This window comes from Streptomyces sp. NPDC006372 (genome assembly GCF_040612515.1).
Classification (GTDB): Bacteria; Actinomycetota; Actinomycetes; order Streptomycetales; family Streptomycetaceae; genus Streptomyces.
This window is the reverse complement of record NZ_JBEXQJ010000054.1, coordinates 20,825-38,753: the sequence shown is the minus strand read 5'-3', so window position 1 is coordinate 38,753 and position 17,929 is coordinate 20,825. Positions and strand designations below refer to the sequence as shown.

Below are 17,929 nucleotides of genomic sequence, written 5' to 3'. Positions count from 1 at the left end.
TCGAGCATCGTGTCGTTGTGGCCGTCGCTGGACTCCAGCTCGACGGAGAGGCAGTGCGCGACGACCTCGTCACCGGGCCGCCAGGCGTTGACGCCCGGGCCGGTGCGCAGGACGACGCCCGCGAGGTCGGAGCCGATGATGTGGTACGGCAGATCGTGGCGCTTGGCCAGCTCGCTGAGCCGGCCGTAGCGCTCCAGGAAACCGAACGTCGGCAGCGGCTCGAAGATCGACGTCCACACCGAGTTGTAGTTGACCGAGGAGGCCATGACGGCCACCAGGGCCTCGCCGGGGCCCAGCTCGGGCAGCGGCACCTCGTCCAGGTGGATCGACTTGCGGGGGTCCTTGTCGCGCGTGGCGAGCCCCGCGAACATCTCCGTCTCGTCCTTGTGCACGGTGATCGCGCGGTACGACTCGGGGAGCGGGAGGGCGGCGAAGTCCTCCGACGTGGAGTCGGGCGACTGGATCGCGGCCAGGATGTCCTTAACGGTCACGGTGTTGCCTCCGGCGGTGAGCGCCCTGAGGGAGGGGCGCCGATGGTTGCGTCGGTGCTGCTGAGGGTTGAGGGTGTGCCGTCGGTTCGGCGGTGGTGCTGTTCGGCAGCGCTGGGTTGCGCGGGAGGTTGCCTGTGACGCAGGCGTCCGGGCTTGCAGGCGGGTGAGCTTGCTGGGACGGTCGCCCGGACCTCTTCAACGTATGACACCGCGTGTCACCTCGCAAGGCACTGAGTGCCAGAACTTGCGCCCAGATGAAATCTTTACGTAACAAATGAGCGATGATCGATCGAATGGCGTCGGCGAGGGCCTGCAAAACGGCCCCTGACATGCCAAAACGGCCACCCCGGAGGGTGGCCGTCATCACAGTCCCGAAAGCGCTCAGCGCTCCTTGAGGGCCTGCTCGATCGTCCGCATGACCTCGTCCAGCGGGGCGTCGGTCCGGGCGACGGTCACCAGCACCTCGCCCTGCGCCGAGGCCGTCGCGGAGGCCGTCGCCCCGCCCGGCTGCGCGGTCGTGGACCGCCCGGCCCCGATCCCCGTGCCGAACGTCTTCCGCACGATGGCGAAGGCGTGGTCCAGCTGCGCCTCCACGTCCCCCTGCCCCCCGGCCCGCAGCCAGCGCCGCAGGACGTGGTTGTGGGCGGTGACCACGGCCGACGCGGCGACCTCCGCGAGGAGCGGGTCGTCGTTGGCGTCGTCGGCGTGCGCGCGCTCGTCGAAGTGGCCGAGGAGGTAGCGGGTGAAGAGGCGCTCGTAGCGGGCCACCGACGCGATCTCCGCCTCGCGCAGCGTAGGCACCTCACGCGTCAGCTTGTAGCGGGCGACCGAGATCTCCGGCCGGGCCGCGTACATCCTCATGACCTCCTTGATGCCACGGCACACCGTGTCGAGCGGATGCTCGTGCGCGGGCGCGGCGTTGAGCACCGCCTCGGCGCGGATCAGGGTGTCGTCGTGGTCGGGGAAGATCGCCTCTTCCTTGGAGCGGAAGTGGCGGAAGAAGGTGCGGCGGGCGACCCCGGCCTGGGCCGCGATCTCGTCGACGGTGGTCGCCTCGTACCCCTTGGTCGCGAACAGCTCCATCGCGGCGGCCGCCAGTTCCCGGCGCATCTTGAGCCGCTGGGCGGCGGCGCGCGAGCCTGCGGCACTCTCCGGCGCGTCGGTCGTAGCTGGTGTACGTGAGGACTTGGCGGGCTGGGACATGCCCTGAACGTACTGCATGTGCGCAGCTCGCTGCGCATGGCCTGGTTCGTGGAACCGGTCCGGGCCGAGCAGGCCACCCCACTCGGAGCCGGACCGGAACCAGTCGCCGGGACCCTCAGCGCTTGGCATATTCGCGGAAGCCCCGGCCGGTCTTGCGGCCGAGGCAGCCCGCGGCCACCAGGTGCTCCAGCAGCGGCGCCGGGGCGAGCCCCGGGTCGCGGAACTCGCGGTGCAGGACCTTCTCGATGGCGAGCGAGACGTCCAGCCCGACCACGTCGAGCAGTTCGAACGGACCCATCGGGTATCCGCCGCCCAGCTTCATCGCCGCGTCGATGTCGTCGAGCGACGCGTAGTGCTCCTGCACCATCTTGATCGCGTTGTTCAGGTACGGGAACAGCAGCGCGTTCACGATGAAGCCCGCCCGGTCACCGCAGTCGACCGGGTGCTTCTTGATCCGTCCACAGACCTCGCGGACCGTCGAGTGGACGTCGTCGGCCGTCAGCACCGTGCGCACGACCTCGACCAGCTTCATGGCCGGCGCGGGGTTGAAGAAGTGCATGCCGATCACGTCCTGCGGGCGCGAGGTGGCACGGGCGCAGGCGACCACGGGCAGGGACGAGGTGGTGGTGGCCAGGACCGCGCCCGGCTTGCAGACCTTGTCCAGCGTGGCGAACAGCTGCCGCTTGACCTCCAGGTCCTCGGCGACCGCCTCCACGGCCAGGTCGACCCCGGCGAAGTCGTCGTAGGTGCCCGTCGGCGTGATCAGGTCCAGGATCCCGGCGGCGGCCTCGGCGGTCAGCCGGCCCCGGTCGACCGAGCGGGACAGGGACTTGCCGATCCGGGCCTTCGCGACCTGGGCCTTCTCCGCGCTGCGGGCGGCGAGGACCACCTGGTACCCGGCCTTGGCGAAGACCTCGGCGATACCGGAGGCCATGGTGCCCGAGCCGGCGACACCGACCGAGTGGACCTCCCGGCCCGCGGTGGTGCTGCCGCTCTCCAGCGGGGTCAGCGCGTCCCGCACGACCGTGCCGCTGCCCGGCGCCTCGTACGTGTAGAAGCCACGCCCCGCCTTGCGGCCGGTCAGGCCCGCCTCGCTCAGCTGCTTGAGGATCGGCGCGGGGGCGTGCAGCCGGTCGCGGGAGGCGGCGTACATCGCCTCCAGGACCGTGCGCGCGGTGTCGACGCCGATCAGGTCCAGCAGCGCCAGCGGGCCCATGGGCAGCCCGCAGCCCAGGCGCATGGCGGCGTCGATGTCCTCACGGGAGGCGTACTTCGCCTCGTACATCGCGGCGGCCTGGTTGAGGTAGCCGAACAGCAGGCCGTCCGCGACGAAGCCGGGCCGGTCGCCGACCGCCACGGGCTCCTTGCCCAGGTCGAGCGCGAGGTTCGTGACCGCCGTGACGGCCGCCGGCGCGGTGAGCACCGAGGAGACGACCTCGACCAGCCGCATCGCCGGGGCCGGGGCGAAGAAGTGCAGGCCCAGCACCCGCTCGGGACGCGCCGAGTCGGCGGCCAGCCGCGTGACGGACAGGGCGTTGGTGCCCGTCGCCAGGATCGTCTCCGGGCGCACGATCCCGTCCAGCTCCCGGAAGATCTGGTGCTTGACCTCGTACGACTCCGGTGCCACCTCGATGACCAGGTCGGCGTCGGCCGCGGCCCGCAGGTCGGCGGAGGTGCGGACGCGGGCGAGGATCTCGGCGCGGTCCTGCTCGGTGAGCCGCCCGCGCTCGACGCCACGGGCGGTGGAGGACTCCAGGGCCGCGACGCACTTCGCGGCCTGGGCCTCGCTGATGTCGATGCCGACGACCTCGCGGCCGGCCTTGGCGAGGACCTCGGCGATGCCGGTGCCCATGGTGCCGAGGCCGACGACGGCGACGGTCCGGAGCGATGACGTGGACGGGTCGGAAAGGGGAGTGGCCATCGAGGGACTCCAGGAATGAGGGTGACGACGGGGAACACGCCCGGGTGCGCCGAAGGCGGTCCGGCGGGAGCCGGGACCACGGGCGCACCGGGTGCGTGAGAAGTGCGGGTGTTGCCGGGCTGCAGGCGCACACGCCCGGTGAAGGGAGGACCGGCCCTGTCCCGGGGCCGAGTCGCACCGCGGTACTCGAAGTACCGAACCGACTGCTCTCGCGACGGCCGCGTCACCAGACCGCCGCGAGGAGAACGCGAGTGGGTAACTCGCTCGTCTGAGCTTAACTGGCGGGTAACGAGCGCGCCAGCCCTCGTCTTTGTGATGTACGTCCCGCGCAGCCCACCCCGCCCCTAGTCTCTCAGTCATGGACGAAGAGTTGCGATCACTCACGGAACGCTTACGGCAGGAGTCGGGGGCGTCGCCCGCCTTCGAGCGGCTCGTGGCGACCGACGATCTCGACGCTCTGGCAGGGTTGCTCACCGAACCCGGGCAGCCGCTCTGGACGAGGGAGCTGGCCGCGTTCCGGCTGGGGCTCGCCCGGGACCGGAGGGCCTTCGAGTCCCTGGTCCTGCTGCTCAACCACCGCGATCCGCCGCGCTGCGCCTCCGCGGCCCACGCCCTCGCCCGGCTCGGAGACCCGCGCACCGCCCGCGCGGCCGCCGCTCTCGCCACCAACGAACTGCGCGTGGCCTACGCCCTGCACCCGGTGCGGCTGCTGGTCGAGCTGCGCGCCCCCGAGGCGGTGCCGGCGCTGATCACCACCCTCCAGCGGCGGCTGCGTCCGCACGATCCGTACCGCCGCGTGGCCCTCGCCTGCGTGGACGGGCTCGGCACGCTGGGCGACGTGCGGGCCAGACCCGTGCTGAACGAGGCCCTCGCGCATCCGGCGCTGGCCGAGGCGGCGGTGCGGGCGCTGGGGCGGATCCCGAAGCAGCGGTGAGGTCAGCGAGGGAGCGTGCGTGCGTAGCGCACCTCGGGCACCGTCACACCCTGGACCTCGAAGGGTTCCGCGGCGCCGTCCGCACGGAAGCCGGCCCGCTCGTAGAACCGGCGGGCCGGGCCGTTCTCCTCGAGGACCCACAGGAGCATGCGGTCGTGGCCCGCGGCGGAGCAGCGTGCGACCGACTCCTTGAGCAGCGCCTGCCCGGCGCCCCGTCCCACGTGGTCGGGGTGTACGTAGAGGGCGTACAACTCGGCGGCCGAGGCGGGCATGTCGCCGCCCCGGTACGGGCCGTGGCAGGCCCAGCCGACGATCTCGCGGCCGGCGCTCTCGGCGACCAGGTTCACCACGCCGCCGTCGGCCTGCGTGAAGTGGGTGCGGCGTCGCTCGGCGTCCTCACGGGCGCTGAGCCCGTCCAGGTACGTCTGCGGGATAAGACCCCGATAGGCGCTCTGCCAGCCGCGGATGCGGATCTCCGCGACCCGGTCACAGTCGGCGAGCGTCATCTCCCGCACCCGTGAACCGTTCACCCCGGCCTTTCCCGTCAGCTCACTCATGGCCCCATGATGGACCAGGGCACGCGCCCGCCCCGACGGCCCGTCAGCCGCTCAGCTGCGGAAGCCGAGCAGGCTGTGCAGCACCGAGCCGCTCGCGGAGGTCGACGCCACCTTCGTGGCGGCCGGCTTCGGGTCGGGCAGGGCCTCGCACACCGCGTCGGCCACACCCTGCCCCCGGGGCACGGTGCCGTCGGACAGATAGCGTGCCAGGTGCCTGTCCAGGCAGGCGTTCCCGCTCAGCGTGATGCCGTGGTTGCCGCCGCCGTCCTCGACGACCAGGCTGGAGCGCGCGAGCAGATGGTGGACGGAGACACCGCCCACGTAGGGCGTGGCCGCGTCGCCGGTCGCCTGGAACAGCAGAGCCGGCGGCAGCTCGCCGTTGGCGATGCTCACCGGGCGCGGCGCGGACCTCGGCCAGAACGCGCACGGCGCGTTGTACCAGGCGTTGTTCCACGTCATGAACGGCGCCTTCTCGTACATCGCCCAGTTGTCGCCGCGCCACCGGTCCCAGTCACGCGGCCAGGCGGTGTCCCCGCACTCCACCGCGGTGTAGATGCTGTAGCTGTTGTCGCCGACGGGGTCGATCGCGCCGAAGTTCTGGTACGCCTCGACGAGAGGGGCGGCGTTCCTGTCGTTCACGTACGCCGCGAACGCCTCCGCCAGGATCGGCCAGTAACCGTTGTAGTAACCGCCCGGGAGGTAGGTGTCCTCCAGTTCCGAGGCGCCCACCATGCCGCCGGCCGGCTTCTTCGCCAGAGCCGCCCGCATGGCGTACCACTTGACCTCGACGTACTCCGGATCGGTGCCGAGCCGGTACGTCGAGTCGTGCTTGGCGACCCACGCCATGAAGGCGCGGTGGCGGTCGTTGAAGGCGAGGTTCTGGTACAGGTTGGCGTCGTACCAGACGTCGGTCGGGGAGACGACCGAGTCCAGGACCAGGCGCCGGACCCGCTCGGGGAACATCCTGGCGTAGACCGCGCCCAGGTAGGTGCCGTACGAGTAACCGAAGTAGTTGATCCGGTCCGCGTCCAGGGCCTGCCGGATCGCGTCCATGTCGCGCACGGCGCTGATCGTGTCGATGTACGGCAGGAGGTGGGCGTACTTCTTGCTGCAGGAGGCGGCGAAGGACCTGGCGCGGGCGAGGTTGGCCCGCTCGACGGCGGGTGTGGTGGGCACGGTGTCCGGGCGCACCGGGTCGAAGTGGCCGGGCCTGCAGTCCAGCGCCGGCTTGCTCGCCCCCACTCCGCGCGGGTCGAAGCCGATGATGTCGTACTGGGCCGCGACCTCCCGCGGCAGCGAGGACGCGACGAACCCGGCGAGCCCCAGCCCGCTGCCGCCGGGCCCGCCGGGGTTGACCAGCAGGGGCCCCTGGTAGGTCCTGGCGGTGTGGGGCACGCGGGACAGGGCGAGGGTGACCTGCTGCCCCTGCGGCTTGCGGTGGTCGAGCGGCACCTCGAGGGACGCGCACTGGAGCGCCGGGTAGTCCTTGGTGGCGCACTTCTTCCAGGTGAGCTTCGCGGCGTGCACGGCGTCCGCGACGCGCGGTGCGCTCGCCTCGGCGGGGACGGCCGTGCAGGTCCCGGCCATGACGACGGCTGCGCCGCACAGCGCCACTGCGCGTTTTCTCATGGAGTCCTCCCAGGACGGCGGGGTGTAGGACCGCGAGAAACACCGTCCTCGCCGCATCGTCCCGGCAAGCCGTCCTAAAAGAACATGATCCGCCGATTCATAACCCAATTGGATCTTCGGATGCGCTCGAACGCTCCTAAAGGAGCGAGAGTTGAGTCGGCCCGGACACCGGGGGCTCCACCGGCTCCTCCGGGGGCCGGATCCGCCGCGGCGTCCCGGCACGCGTGGGCCCGATGCCGTACTCCTCCGCCAGTTCGTGCACCTGACGGGTGATCCGGCGCTGGTACCACTTCGGGGCGTAGGAGCCCTCCGCGTACAGCCGCCGGTAGCGGGGCACCAGGTGCGGGTGGTGCTGTTCCAGCCAGCTCATGAACCACTCGCGGGCGCCGGGCCGCAGATGCAGCACCAGCGGTGTGACGGATGTGGCTCCGGACGCCGCGATCGCCCGCACGGTCGCCCGCAGTTGGTCCGGACGGTCGCTCAGGAACGGGATCACCGGCGCCATCAGCACGCCGCAGCCGATGCCGTGCTCGCCGAAGGTCCGTACGATCTCCAGGCGGCGCTCCGGCGCGGGCGTGCCCGGCTCGACGGTCCGCCACAGCTCCGGGTCGGTGAAGCCGACCGACACGGATATGCCGACGTCGGTCACCTCCGCCGCCTGCCTGATCAGGTCCAGGTCGCGCAGGATCAGGGTGCCCTTGGTCAGGATCGAGAAGGGGTTCGCGTGGTCGCGCAGGGCCGAGATGATGCCCGGCATCAGGCGGTAGCGGCCCTCGGCGCGCTGGTAGCAGTCGACGTTGGTGCCCATCGCGATGTGCTCGCCCTGCCAGCGGCGCGAGCCGAGCTGCCGGCGCAGCAGCTCGGGAGCGTTGGTCTTGACCACGATCTGGGAGTCGAACCCGAGGCCCGTGTCGAGGTCGAGATAGCTGTGCGTCTTGCGCGCGAAGCAGTACACGCACGCGTGCGAGCAGCCCCGGTAGGGATTGACCGTCCACTGGAACGACATCCGTGACACCGCCGGCACCCGGTTGATGATCGACCGGGCCCGGATCTCGTGGAAGGTGATCCCGCGGAACTCCGGGGTGTCGAAGGTACGGGTCGTCACCGCGTCCGCGCCGAACAGCGCGGCGTCGGCCCGGCCGTGTTCGGAGTCCGCTGTGAGGTTCTCCCAGCGCATGGCGCCTCCTCGGTAGCACTGAGCCACAGAATAGAACACATGTTCCCTTGATCGTGCGAGGGTGCTTTCCGAACGTGTTCGACCGGGTTCGGCCACCCCGATTTGGGGGGCCGGGCGGCGGGGTGGTTGGCTTGCCCCGACCCCCGAGCAACCATGTCCTGGAGGAACCTGATGGCGCAGGTCGAGGCCACTACGGAGCGGATCGTCGCGGCGGACGCGGAGACGGTGTTCGACGCCCTCGCCGACTACAGCGGCACGCGCGCGAGGCTGATGCCCGAGCAGTTCAGCGAGTACGAGGTCCGGGAGGGCGGGGACGGCGAGGGCACCCTCGTCCACTGGAAGCTCCAGGCCACCAGCAAGCGCGTCCGCGACTGCCTCCTGGAGGTCAGCGAGCCCACCGACGGCGAGCTGGTCGAGAAGGACCGCAACTCCTCCATGGTCACCACCTGGCGCGTCACCCCGGCCGGCGAGGGCAGGTCCCGGGTCGTCGTGACCACCACCTGGACCGGCGCCGGCGGCATCGGCGGTTTCTTCGAGAAGACCTTCGCCCCCAAGGGGCTCGGCCGGATCTACGACGCGCTGCTCGCCAAGCTCGCCGCCGAGGTCGAGAAGTAGCCCCAAGGCCCCGACTGGCAGGGGCTGTTGCGTCCCTCACCGGTTCGAGTGATCTCGGTTCCGCTCGGCTTTGTGCCGTAACTCGTCGCGCTTGCTCGTAGTTGTCGCTTTTACGCGGGAATTGTGCGGCAGCGCGACGAGGGGAGCGGTAGGTGGGCGGGATCACTCTGGCGCAGGACGAACTGGCGCAGGACGAACCGGCGGTGGCGCCTCCCGACACCCCCGTCCCACCCCCGGCCCCCGGCTCCGGACTCAGCCCCCGCCGGGTGCGACTGGTCTTCCTCGCGCTCATGCTGGCCCTGCTCCTGGCCGCCCTGGAGCAGATGATCGTCGCCACCGCGCTGCCGAAGATCGTCGGCGAGCTGCACGGCCTGGACCGGATGTCCTGGGCGATCACCGCCTACCTGCTCACCGCCACGGTCGGGCTGCCGGTCTACGGCAAGCTCGGTGATCTGCTCGGCCGCAAGGGCGTCTTCCAGTTCGCGATCGTCGTGTTCGTCGTCGGCTCCGCACTCGCGGGCCGGGCGCGGACCATGGACCAGCTGATCGCCTTCCGCGCCCTCCAGGGCGCCGGCGCGGGCGGCCTCATGATCGGCGTGCAGGCGATCATCGCGGACATCGTGCCGCCCCGGCAGCGCGGCCGCCACATGGGACTGATCGGCGCCTCCTTCGGTCTTGCCTCGGTGGCCGGACCCCTGCTCGGCGGCTACTTCACCGACCACCTCTCCTGGCGCTGGTGCTTCTACGTCAACGTGCCCTTCGGCCTGCTCACCCTGATCGTCGTCGCCGCCGCGCTGAAGCTCCCGAAACCGGCCGTCGGGGCCCGGCTGGACCTCCTCGGCGCGCTGCTGCTGGCCGCCGCCTCCACCTGCCTGGTCCTGCTGACCAGCTGGGGCGGCACCGAGTACGCCTGGGACTCGCGCATGATCCTCGGTCTCGGGGCCGGGGCGGCTGTGGCCACCGTCCTCTTCCTCGTCGCCGAGCGCTTCGCCGCCGAACCCCTCATCCCGCTGCGGCTGTTCAGGGATTCCGTCTTCAACGTCACCGGACTGGTCGGCCTGGTGACCGGCGTCGGGCTGTTCGGCGCCGCCAGCTATTTGCCGACGTACCTCCAGATGGTCGACGGGGCCTCCGCCACCGAGTCGGGCCTGCTGATGCTGCCGATGACGGCCGGCATCGTCGGCGCCTCGATCATCGTCGGACAGCTCATCAGCCACACCGGCCGCTACAAGGCCTACCCGATCCTCGGCGGTGTCCTCTCCGTCGTCGGCATGTGGCTGCTGTCCCGCCTCGAGACCGGCACCCCGCGGCTGCACTACAGCGTCTGGATGGCCGTCCTCGGCGCAGGCATCGGCATGGTGATGCCGGTCCTGATCCTCGCCGTGCAGAACTCGGTGCGCCCCGCCGATCTCGGCAGCGCCACCAGCGCCAACAACTACTTCCGGCAGATCGGCGGCAGCGTCGGAGCCGCCGTCTTCGGCACCCTCTTCGCCGACCGGCTCAGCGACGCCCTGACCCGCCGGCTCCCCCCGCGCACGGGCACCCGGATCCCCGACCCGGAGTCCCTCACCCCGCAGCTCGTGCACGCCCTGCCCCCGGCCCTGCGCGACGGCTACGTCCGGGCGTACGCCGACGCCATGCCGCGGATCTTCCTCTACCTGGTGCCGGTGCTGGTCCTCGGACTGGTCATCGCCCTCTTCCTCAAGGAGAAACCCCTGGTGTCCCACAACGCCTCCGTCACCGACCCGGACACGGCGCCGGGGACCGCCCCGATCCCGCGCGCCCGCGCCCCCCACGCCGCCGGCATCCCCGTCTGCGGCTCGGTGCAGCACCACGACGGCACCGTCGTGCCCCGCGCCGCACTCACCCTCATCGACATCACCGGACAGCAGACCGGGCGCGTCGCGAGCGGCGAGGACGGACGCTACGCCCTGGCCACCCCGGGGCCCGGCGCCTATGTGCTCATCGCCGCCGCGGGCGGCCACCAGCCGCAGGCGGTCTCCGTGACCGTCGGCGAACGCCCCGTCGAACTGGACATCGTCCTGGGCGGCGCCGGAAACCTCGTCGGCAGCGTCGTCACCGCCGACGGCACACCCGTACGCGACGCCACCGTCACGCTCACCAACGTGCACGGCGAGGTCGTGGCCACCACCCGCACCGGCCGGGAGGGCGGCTACGTCATCACCGAGCTGGTGGCCGGCGAATACACCCTCGCCGCCAGTGCGCCCGCCTTCCGCCCGGCCGCGCTCCCCGTCACCGTCCAGGCCGCCCGGGAGACCCGCAGGGACATCGAGCTGGCCGGCGGCGCCGTGCTGCGCGGCACCGTCCGGGCAGGCGGCGGCCGGCCCGTGGAGGACGCGCGCGTGACCCTGCTGGACGTGGCGGGCAACGTCGTCGACACCCTCACCACCGGCCCCGACGGCACCTTCCGGTTCGTCGACCTGTCCTCCGGCGAGTACACCGTCATCGCCGCCGGCTACCCGCCCGTCGCGACCGTCCTCCAGGTGGCCGGAGGCGGACGCACCGAGCGGGACCTCCAGCTGGGGCACGAGGACTGAACCGCACCGGCGCGCGGGGTCGCACGCCGGTGCGCCCCCCCCGCGCGAGCAATTCCCGCAATGCCGCACACGGCGACCAGGGGCCGCCGTACGGTGGTGACGCTGGCACAGATCTTGCGGATCCGTGGGGAGAGAGGGCCTGGGCCATGGACCGTGGCACCGAGAGGGACACATCCCCCGGAGCTGGACACGGCACGGCGACGGCAGCCGCCGAGCCCGGCCGGGTCCCCCTGGCCGTGGTCGTCGTCGACCGCGAAGGCCTCGTGTCCCACTGGAGCAGGGGCGCCCGGCGCCTGTTCGGCCTCCCCAGGGAAGAAGCGATCGGCCGCCCGGCCCTCGACCTGCTCCCCGTCTCCGGCGCGCTCCCCGAGGCGCAGCACACCACCCCGTACGCCGACTGCGACGGGTTCGGCCCCGACCTCGAATCCTCCCTCGACGCAGGGCTGTCCTACCCCGCGGCGGGCCGCGCGCGGCTCACCGCGTCCGGACACGACCGGGCCGACGTCCTGTGGTGGGCCTACCCCCTGGTCGGCCCCGGACCCGAGCGGCTGCTCGTGCTGGCCGCCGACGCGGACGGGCTGCGCGCCGTCGGCACCGACGACGGGCCGTTCGAGCGGATCGCTCCCGGCTTCGCCCTGCACACCGACTTCCCCGGGGCGGAGGAGCTCGCCCGCCGGCTGCCCGAGATCCTGCCCAGCATGAGCGTCGGCGAGAGCGCCCGCATCGTCGCGCAGGTACTCGAACTCGGTTACCCGATCCTGGAGTTCAGCCAGAACGACCGGGTGCCCGTCACCCCCGACTGGGGGGTGGCCCGGCGCGCCGAGCGCAAGGCACGCCGGGAACGGGCCGCGCGGGCCCTGGCGGCCGGCGAACCCCTGCCGGAGGAACTGCGCGACGAGGGCGAGGACCTGGAGTACGCGGCCGTCCGCGAGCGCCTGGAGTTCCTCAACGAGGTCAGCGGCCGCATCGGCAGCTCCCTCGACCTGTCGCGCACGATCATCGAGGTCAGCAAGGCCGTCGTGCCCCGTTTCACCGACGTCGCCGGCACCTATCTGCGCGAACAGGTCGTCGCCGGTGAGGGATTCCAGGAAGGCGTGCCCGACACCACGACCATGTGGCACCGCGTCGCCCTGGAGCACACCGACGAGCCCGGCCGCTGGGACGACGTCGTACCCGTCGGCGAGGCCATGCCGTTCCCGGCCCACACCCCGTTCTTCCAGTGCATGACCACCGGCGAACCCGTCCTGGTGCCGCGCATCAGCGAGGAGATGGGCCATGCCATCGCCGCGCAGTTCGAGAAGCGCGACATCCGGCCGCTGATCACCGGCCGCTCGATGCTCGTCGTGCCGCTGAAGGCGCGCAACGTCGTCCTGGGCTTCATGATCCTGCTGCGGCACCCGGAGCGGCCCGTCTTCAACGACATGGACCGGGTCACCGGCGCCGAACTCGCCGCCCGGGCGGGCCTCGTGCTCGACAACGCGCGCATGTACACGTTCCAGGAGAACGTCGCCGAAACGCTCCAGGACAGCATGCTGCCGCACATCCCGCCCCGCATGGCGGGCTGTGACATCGCCACCCGCTATCTGCCGGGCGCCCTGCTCGGGCGGGTCGGCGGCGACTGGTTCGACGCGGTGAAGCTGCCCGGCGGCCGTACCGCGTTCGTCGTCGGCGACGTCATGGGCCACGGCCTGAACTCGGCTGCCAAGATGGGCCAGTTGCGGACGGCCGTGCACACCATGGCCGGACTCGACCTGCCGCCCGCCCAGTTGCTGCGCAACCTCGACGACCTCGCCCAGCGCCTCGGCGACACCTACCTCGCGACCTGCCTGTACGCCGTCTACGACCCGATCGCGAGTGAACTGCACCTGGCCAACGCCGGTCACATCCCGCCCGTCCTGGTCCGTGCCGAGGACGGCCGCAGCGAACTGCTCGACCTGCCCACAGGGGCGCCCATCGGCGTCGGCGGGGTGCCCTTCGAGGCGGTCAGGGTGCGGGTGGAATCCGGCGACCGGCTGGTGATGTGCACGGACGGGCTGGTCGAGATGCGCGGCGAGGACATCGGCGTGGGCCTCGCGACGCTCTGCGCGTCGGCCGCCCATCCGGCCGCCTCCATGGACGACGCCTGCGACACCGTCATCCGTGCCCTCAACACCCGCGGCGGCCGCAAGGACGACGTGGCCCTGCTGATGGCCCGCCTCAACGGCATCGAGCCGGACGACGTCGCGGAATGGCGGCTCGCCCTCGAACCGGCGGAGGCCGCCCGGGTCCGCGCGGCGGTACGCGAACAACTCCACGACTGGGGCCTGGCGAAGCTCGTCCCACCCGCCGAGCTCATGGTCAGCGAACTGGTCACCAACGCCCTGAGGCACTCCCACGCCCGGCCCGTCGAAGTGCGCCTCGTCCGCGGCGACACCCTGCTGTGCGAGGTGGACGACGACGATCACGAGCTGCCGACGCTGCTCGACACCGGCCCGCTCGACGACATCGGACGCGGACTGCGGGTCGTCAGCACGCTGTCCCGGGAGTGGGGCACCAGCCGGACCAGGGCGGGCAAGACCGTGTGGTTCGAACTGACCCTGCCCCGGCGCTGACCTACCGTCGACCCTCCTCGAACGAGCCGTGAAAGAAGATGTCCGACGCTTGTAGTGGCCCGCGGCGCGCGGTACACCGTACTCGCCCGTCATCTGGCGGGATTCGTTCGCACCCTGGGGAGTTGGGCATGAGCGTGACGAGTCGGTACCGGGAGGCGTGGGAGGGGTTCTGGCGTGCGGCGTCCGTCGAACCCGGGGCGGTCTTCTGGGACGCGGAACCGGCCCTGACGGCCGGTCCGCATCTCGCCCTGTTCGAACCGCATCTGGCCGATCCCGCACTGCCGCTGGTGGACCTCGGCTGCGGCAACGGTACCCAGACCCGCTTCCTCGCCGAGCGCTTCCCGCGGGTCGTGGGCGCCGAGCTGTCGGCCGCCGCCCTCGATCACGCCCGGCGCGCCGACCCGGCCGGGCAGGCCACGTACCGGCAGCTGGACGCCGCCGAGAAGAGCGCGGCCCAGACTCTGCACGCGGAGTTCGGTGACACCAACGTCTACATGCGGGGCGTCCTGCACCAGTGCGAGCCGGACGACCGGCAGTCGCTCGTCGACGGCATCGCCACCCTGGTCGGCGACCGGGGCCGGGCCTTCCTGGTGGAGCTCTCGGGAGCCGCGAAACCGGTGCTGATGGACCTGGCGGGCGGTCCGGCCGGACCGCCGCCCAAGCTCGCTCCCGTGTTCCGGCACGGCATAGCACCCGGCGAGGTCTCCGACGACGCCGTACCCGAGTACCTGCGCTCGGCCGGCCTCACCGTCCTGGCGAGCGGCGAACTGCCCCTCGTGACCACGGAGTACCGCCCCGACGGCACCCGTGTCGAGCTGCCCTCCAGGTGGCTGGTGGCGGGGCGTACGGTCTGAGGCGGCCTGGTGAGCACGGTTTTGTCGGTGTACGGTCACTCTGCACCGTTCCGTGCACCTGCCTCGTCCCCCGGAGGACAGCCATGCCGTTGCCCTGGTTACGGATGCTGGTCGCGTCTGCGGCGGCGATGGTCCTGACCGGCACGTCCGCGGTCACCACCGCCGCCACGCCGGGCAAACACGGGCCGGCGGCGACGGTACACACCGCCGGACGGGTCAAGGCCGCCGGAGACGTGCTCCAGTACAGCTGGCCCGGCGTCTACTTCGAGGGCCGGATCCGGGGCACCGGCGTGGGCGTCGTGCTCGACGACCCGGCCGCCGACTACGACGTCCAGGTCGACGGGGCCACCGTCGCCACCCTCGTCACGCCGGGCAGGACCACCCACTGGGTCCATGGCCTGCGCGAGGGAGTGCACACCGTCCGGCTCGTCAAGCGCAACGACACCCCCTGGAGCACCAGCGCGTTCGGCGGTTTCGTCGCCGCGCCGGGCGGCGCGGTGCTCGCCAGGCCGGCCGCGCGCAGCCGCCAGATCGAGTTCGTCGGAGACTCCCTCACCGCCGGTTACGGCAACCTCTCGACCTCCCGGGACTGCGACGGCGAGCAGCTCAAGCGCACCACCGACGCCGACGTCGGCTACGGTGCCCTCACGGCACGGCGGCTGGGCGCCGACTACCAGATCAACGCCTACTCGGGCCTCGGCATGGTGCGCAACTACAACGGCGGCTCACCGGAGGTCACCTACCGCACCTTCTACGACCGCGCGCTGCTGAACGACCCGGCCGACGTCTGGCGGAACCCGGGCACCTGGCGGCCGCGGCTGGTGGTGGTGCACCTCGGCACGAACGACTTCTCGACCCCCGTGGGCCCGGGCGAGCCGTGGACGGACGAGAGCCTCGCGGCCGCCTACCGGAGCGCGTACAGCGGCTTCCTCCACAAGCTCCGGACGCGCTACGGGCCCGGAACCACCCTCGTGGCCGTCGGTGCCGGACCGTTCGCGGGACATGTCCGGCAGGTGGTCGAGGAACGCGCCGGCGCGGGCGACCGCGGGGTCCGCTACTGGCCCCTCGACGACACGGGCTTCGACTACACGGGCTGCCACTGGCACTACTCGGCCCACGACCACCGCCTCCTCGCCGACCGGCTCACCGCGTTCCTCCGCGACCTGCCGATCCGTTGGTGAGCACCTCGTAGCCGGTTCCGCCCGCAGCGCGTAACGTGACGAACCATGAAGATCTCCATCCGGGACCGCTCGTCATGAGAATCCTCATCAGCGCCGACATGGAGGGCGCCACCGGTGTCACCTGGCCGGACGACGTGGTGCCCGGCGCCTCGCAGTGGGAGCGCTGCCGGTCGCTGTTCACCTCGGACGTCGACGCCGCCGTGCTCGGCTTCTTCGACGGCGGCGCCGACGAGGTGATCATCAACGAGGCCCACTGGTCGATGCGCAACCTCCTGCTGGAGCGGCTCGACGACCGGGCCCAGCTGCTCACCGGGCGGCACAAGGAGCTGTCCATGGTGGAGGGCGTGCAGCACGGCGACGTCGACGGTGTCGCGTTCGTCGGCTACCACGCGGGCGCCGGCATGGAGGGCGTCCTCGCCCACACCTACCTCGCGAACTCCATCACGGGCGTGTGGCTGAACGACGTACGGGCGAGCGAGGGGCTGCTCAACGCCCATGTCGTCGCCGAGTACGGGGTGCCGGTCGTCCTGGTCACCGGGGACGACGTGGCCTGCGAGGACGCGCTCGGGTACGCGCCCGGGGCGCTGAAGGTCGCCGTGAAGGACCACGTCTCGCGGTACGCGGCCGTGTGCCGTACGCCCGCCCGGACCGCCGCCGACATCCGGGCCGCGGCCAAGGAGGCCGCCGCGCTCGCGGTGCGGCACGAGCCCGTGCGCGGGGGTCCGTTCACCGTCGCCGTGGAGTTCGACGCCGAGCACCTGGCCATGGCCGCCACCGTCGTGCCGGGTGTGGACCGGATCGGGGAGCGGAAGGTGGCATACACGAGCGGGACCATGTACGAGGGCATCCGCGCCTTCAAGGCGGTCACCACGATCGTCTCGGCCGCGGTGGAGGAACAGTATGGCTGAGCAGATCGGCGGGCCGGCGCTGGACGAGGTGGTGACGTTCACGTCCGACCTGATCCGGATCGACACCACCAACCGGGGCGGGGGCGACTGCCAGGAGCGGCCCGCCGCCGAGTACGCCGCCGCCCGGCTGGCCGAAGCCGGGATCGAGCCGACGCTCCTGGAGCGCACCAAGGGCCGCACCAACGTCGTCGCCCGCGTCGAGGGCACCGACCCCGCAGCGGACGCGCTGCTGCTGCACGGCCATCTGGACGTCGTGCCCGCCGCGGCCGCCGACTGGAGCGTGCACCCGTTCTCCGGGGAGATCCGCGACGGCGTCGTCTGGGGACGCGGCGCCGTCGACATGAAGAACATGGACGCGATGATCCTCGCCGTCGTGCGCGCCTGGGCGCGCCGGGGCGTCCGGCCCCGGCGTGACATCGTCATCGCGTTCACGGCCGACGAGGAGGCCAGCGCCGAGGACGGCTCCGGGTTCCTCGCCGACGAGCACGCCGCACTGTTCGAGGGGTGCACCGAGGGCATCAGCGAGTCGGGCGCCTTCACCTTCCACGACGGCGCCGGACGGCAGATCTACCCCGTCTCCGCCGGTGAGCGGGGCACTGCCTGGCTGAAGCTCACCGCCCGCGGCCGGGCCGGGCACGGCTCCAAGGTGAACCGCGACAACGCGGTGACCCGGCTCGCGGCCGCGATCGCGCGGATCGGCGAGCACGAGTGGCCGCTGCGGCTGACCCCGACCGTGCGCGCCGCGCTCACCGAACTCGCCGCGCTGTACGGCGTCGAGCCCGACCTGGCCGATGTGGACGCGCTGCTCGGCAAGCTCGGCCCCGCCGCGAAACTCGTCGAGTCGACCGTTCGGGGCAGCGCCAACCCGACCATGCTGGACGCCGGTTACAAGGTCAACGTGATCCCCGGGGAGGCCGTGGCGTACGTGGACGGCCGGTATCTGCACGGTGGTGAGGACGAGTTCCGCGACACGCTCGACAAGCTCACCGGGCCGGACGTGGAGTGGGAGTTCCACCACCGGGAGGTGGCCCTCCAATCGCCGGTGGACTCGGTGACGTTCGCCCGGATGCGGGCCGCCGTCGAGGAGTTCGCCCCGGAGGGGCACGTCGTGCCGTACTGCATGTCCGGTGGCACGGACGCCAAGCAGTTCTCCCGCCTCGGCATCACCGGTTACGGCTTCACACCGCTGAAGCTGCCGGAGGGCTACGACTACGGGGCCATGTTCCACGGCGTCGACGAGCGGGTCCCCGTCGAGGCGCTGCACTTCGGCGTCCGGGTGCTCGACCGGTTCCTGCGGACGGTCTAGGCGA

Annotated in this window: 14 protein-coding genes; 8 read left to right on the top strand and 6 right to left on the bottom strand. The window is 71.8% G+C overall.

Going from position 1 to position 17,929, the window contains the following annotated elements:
• The 3 genes from ABZ016_RS40500 to ABZ016_RS40490 form a co-directional block, all read right to left on the bottom strand.
• Positions 1–491: alcohol dehydrogenase catalytic domain-containing protein (locus ABZ016_RS40500; RefSeq protein ID WP_356921780.1), on the bottom strand; the 491-nt coding region annotated here is incomplete at its 3' end.
• 381 nt (positions 492–872) lie between these two features.
• On the bottom strand, positions 873–1,694 hold the full coding sequence (locus ABZ016_RS40495; protein ID WP_356921779.1) for a TetR family transcriptional regulator: 822 nt from the start codon (positions 1,692–1,694) through the stop codon (positions 873–875).
• Positions 1,695–1,809: 115 nt separating this feature from the next.
• Complete coding sequence (locus tag ABZ016_RS40490; protein ID WP_356921778.1) at positions 1,810–3,615, bottom strand: 3-hydroxyacyl-CoA dehydrogenase family protein; 1,806 nt, start codon at positions 3,613–3,615, stop codon at positions 1,810–1,812.
• A gap of 358 nt (positions 3,616–3,973) precedes the next feature.
• Between ABZ016_RS40490 and ABZ016_RS40485 the strand changes: the two genes are divergently transcribed.
• Complete coding sequence (locus ABZ016_RS40485) at positions 3,974–4,549, top strand: adenylosuccinate lyase (protein WP_356921777.1); 576 nt, start codon at positions 3,974–3,976, stop codon at positions 4,547–4,549.
• A gap of 2 nt (positions 4,550–4,551) precedes the next feature.
• Here the strand turns inward: ABZ016_RS40485 and ABZ016_RS40480 are convergent, their stop codons facing one another.
• The 3 genes from ABZ016_RS40480 to ABZ016_RS40470 form a co-directional block, all read right to left on the bottom strand.
• The gene (locus tag ABZ016_RS40480; protein ID WP_356921776.1) at positions 4,552–5,106 is read right to left on the bottom strand and encodes a GNAT family N-acetyltransferase; all 555 of its coding nucleotides are present in this window, start codon (positions 5,104–5,106) and stop codon (positions 4,552–4,554) included.
• Between the two features lie 51 nt (positions 5,107–5,157).
• The gene (locus ABZ016_RS40475; RefSeq protein ID WP_356921775.1) at positions 5,158–6,735 is read right to left on the bottom strand and encodes an alpha/beta hydrolase; all 1,578 of its coding nucleotides are present in this window, start codon (positions 6,733–6,735) and stop codon (positions 5,158–5,160) included.
• Positions 6,736–6,871: 136 nt separating this feature from the next.
• Entirely contained in the window at positions 6,872–7,912 is a 1,041-nt protein-coding gene (locus ABZ016_RS40470) for an Rv2578c family radical SAM protein (RefSeq protein ID WP_356921774.1), read from the bottom strand.
• A gap of 171 nt (positions 7,913–8,083) precedes the next feature.
• Between ABZ016_RS40470 and ABZ016_RS40465 the strand changes: the two genes are divergently transcribed.
• The 7 genes from ABZ016_RS40465 to ABZ016_RS40435 all read left to right on the top strand — a co-directional run bounded on the left by ABZ016_RS40465 (position 8,084) and on the right by ABZ016_RS40435 (position 17,925).
• The gene (locus ABZ016_RS40465; RefSeq protein ID WP_345663279.1) at positions 8,084–8,527 is read left to right on the top strand and encodes an SRPBCC family protein; all 444 of its coding nucleotides are present in this window, start codon (positions 8,084–8,086) and stop codon (positions 8,525–8,527) included.
• 152 nt (positions 8,528–8,679) lie between these two features.
• Positions 8,680–11,085 carry an MFS transporter gene (locus ABZ016_RS40460; RefSeq protein ID WP_356921773.1) on the top strand — a complete coding sequence of 802 codons (2,406 nt, stop codon included), beginning with the start codon at positions 8,680–8,682 and terminating at the stop codon, positions 11,083–11,085.
• 146 nt (positions 11,086–11,231) lie between these two features.
• Positions 11,232–13,676 carry a SpoIIE family protein phosphatase gene (locus tag ABZ016_RS40455; RefSeq protein WP_356921772.1) on the top strand — a complete coding sequence of 815 codons (2,445 nt, stop codon included), beginning with the start codon at positions 11,232–11,234 and terminating at the stop codon, positions 13,674–13,676.
• Positions 13,677–13,804: 128 nt separating this feature from the next.
• Positions 13,805–14,530, top strand: a complete 726-nt coding sequence (locus tag ABZ016_RS40450; RefSeq protein ID WP_356921771.1) for a methyltransferase domain-containing protein — start codon at positions 13,805–13,807, stop codon at positions 14,528–14,530.
• Positions 14,531–14,613: 83 nt separating this feature from the next.
• Complete coding sequence (locus ABZ016_RS40445; protein WP_356921770.1) at positions 14,614–15,711, top strand: GDSL-type esterase/lipase family protein; 1,098 nt, start codon at positions 14,614–14,616, stop codon at positions 15,709–15,711.
• A gap of 74 nt (positions 15,712–15,785) precedes the next feature.
• On the top strand, positions 15,786–16,619 hold the full coding sequence (locus ABZ016_RS40440) for a M55 family metallopeptidase (RefSeq protein ID WP_356921769.1): 834 nt from the start codon (positions 15,786–15,788) through the stop codon (positions 16,617–16,619).
• A complete protein-coding gene (locus tag ABZ016_RS40435) occupies positions 16,612–17,925 on the top strand; it encodes a M20/M25/M40 family metallo-hydrolase (protein WP_356921768.1) in 1,314 nt (437 codons plus the stop codon). The genes ABZ016_RS40440 and ABZ016_RS40435 overlap by 8 nt, the downstream gene beginning before the upstream one ends.
• The last annotated feature ends 4 nt before the right edge of the window (positions 17,926–17,929 follow it).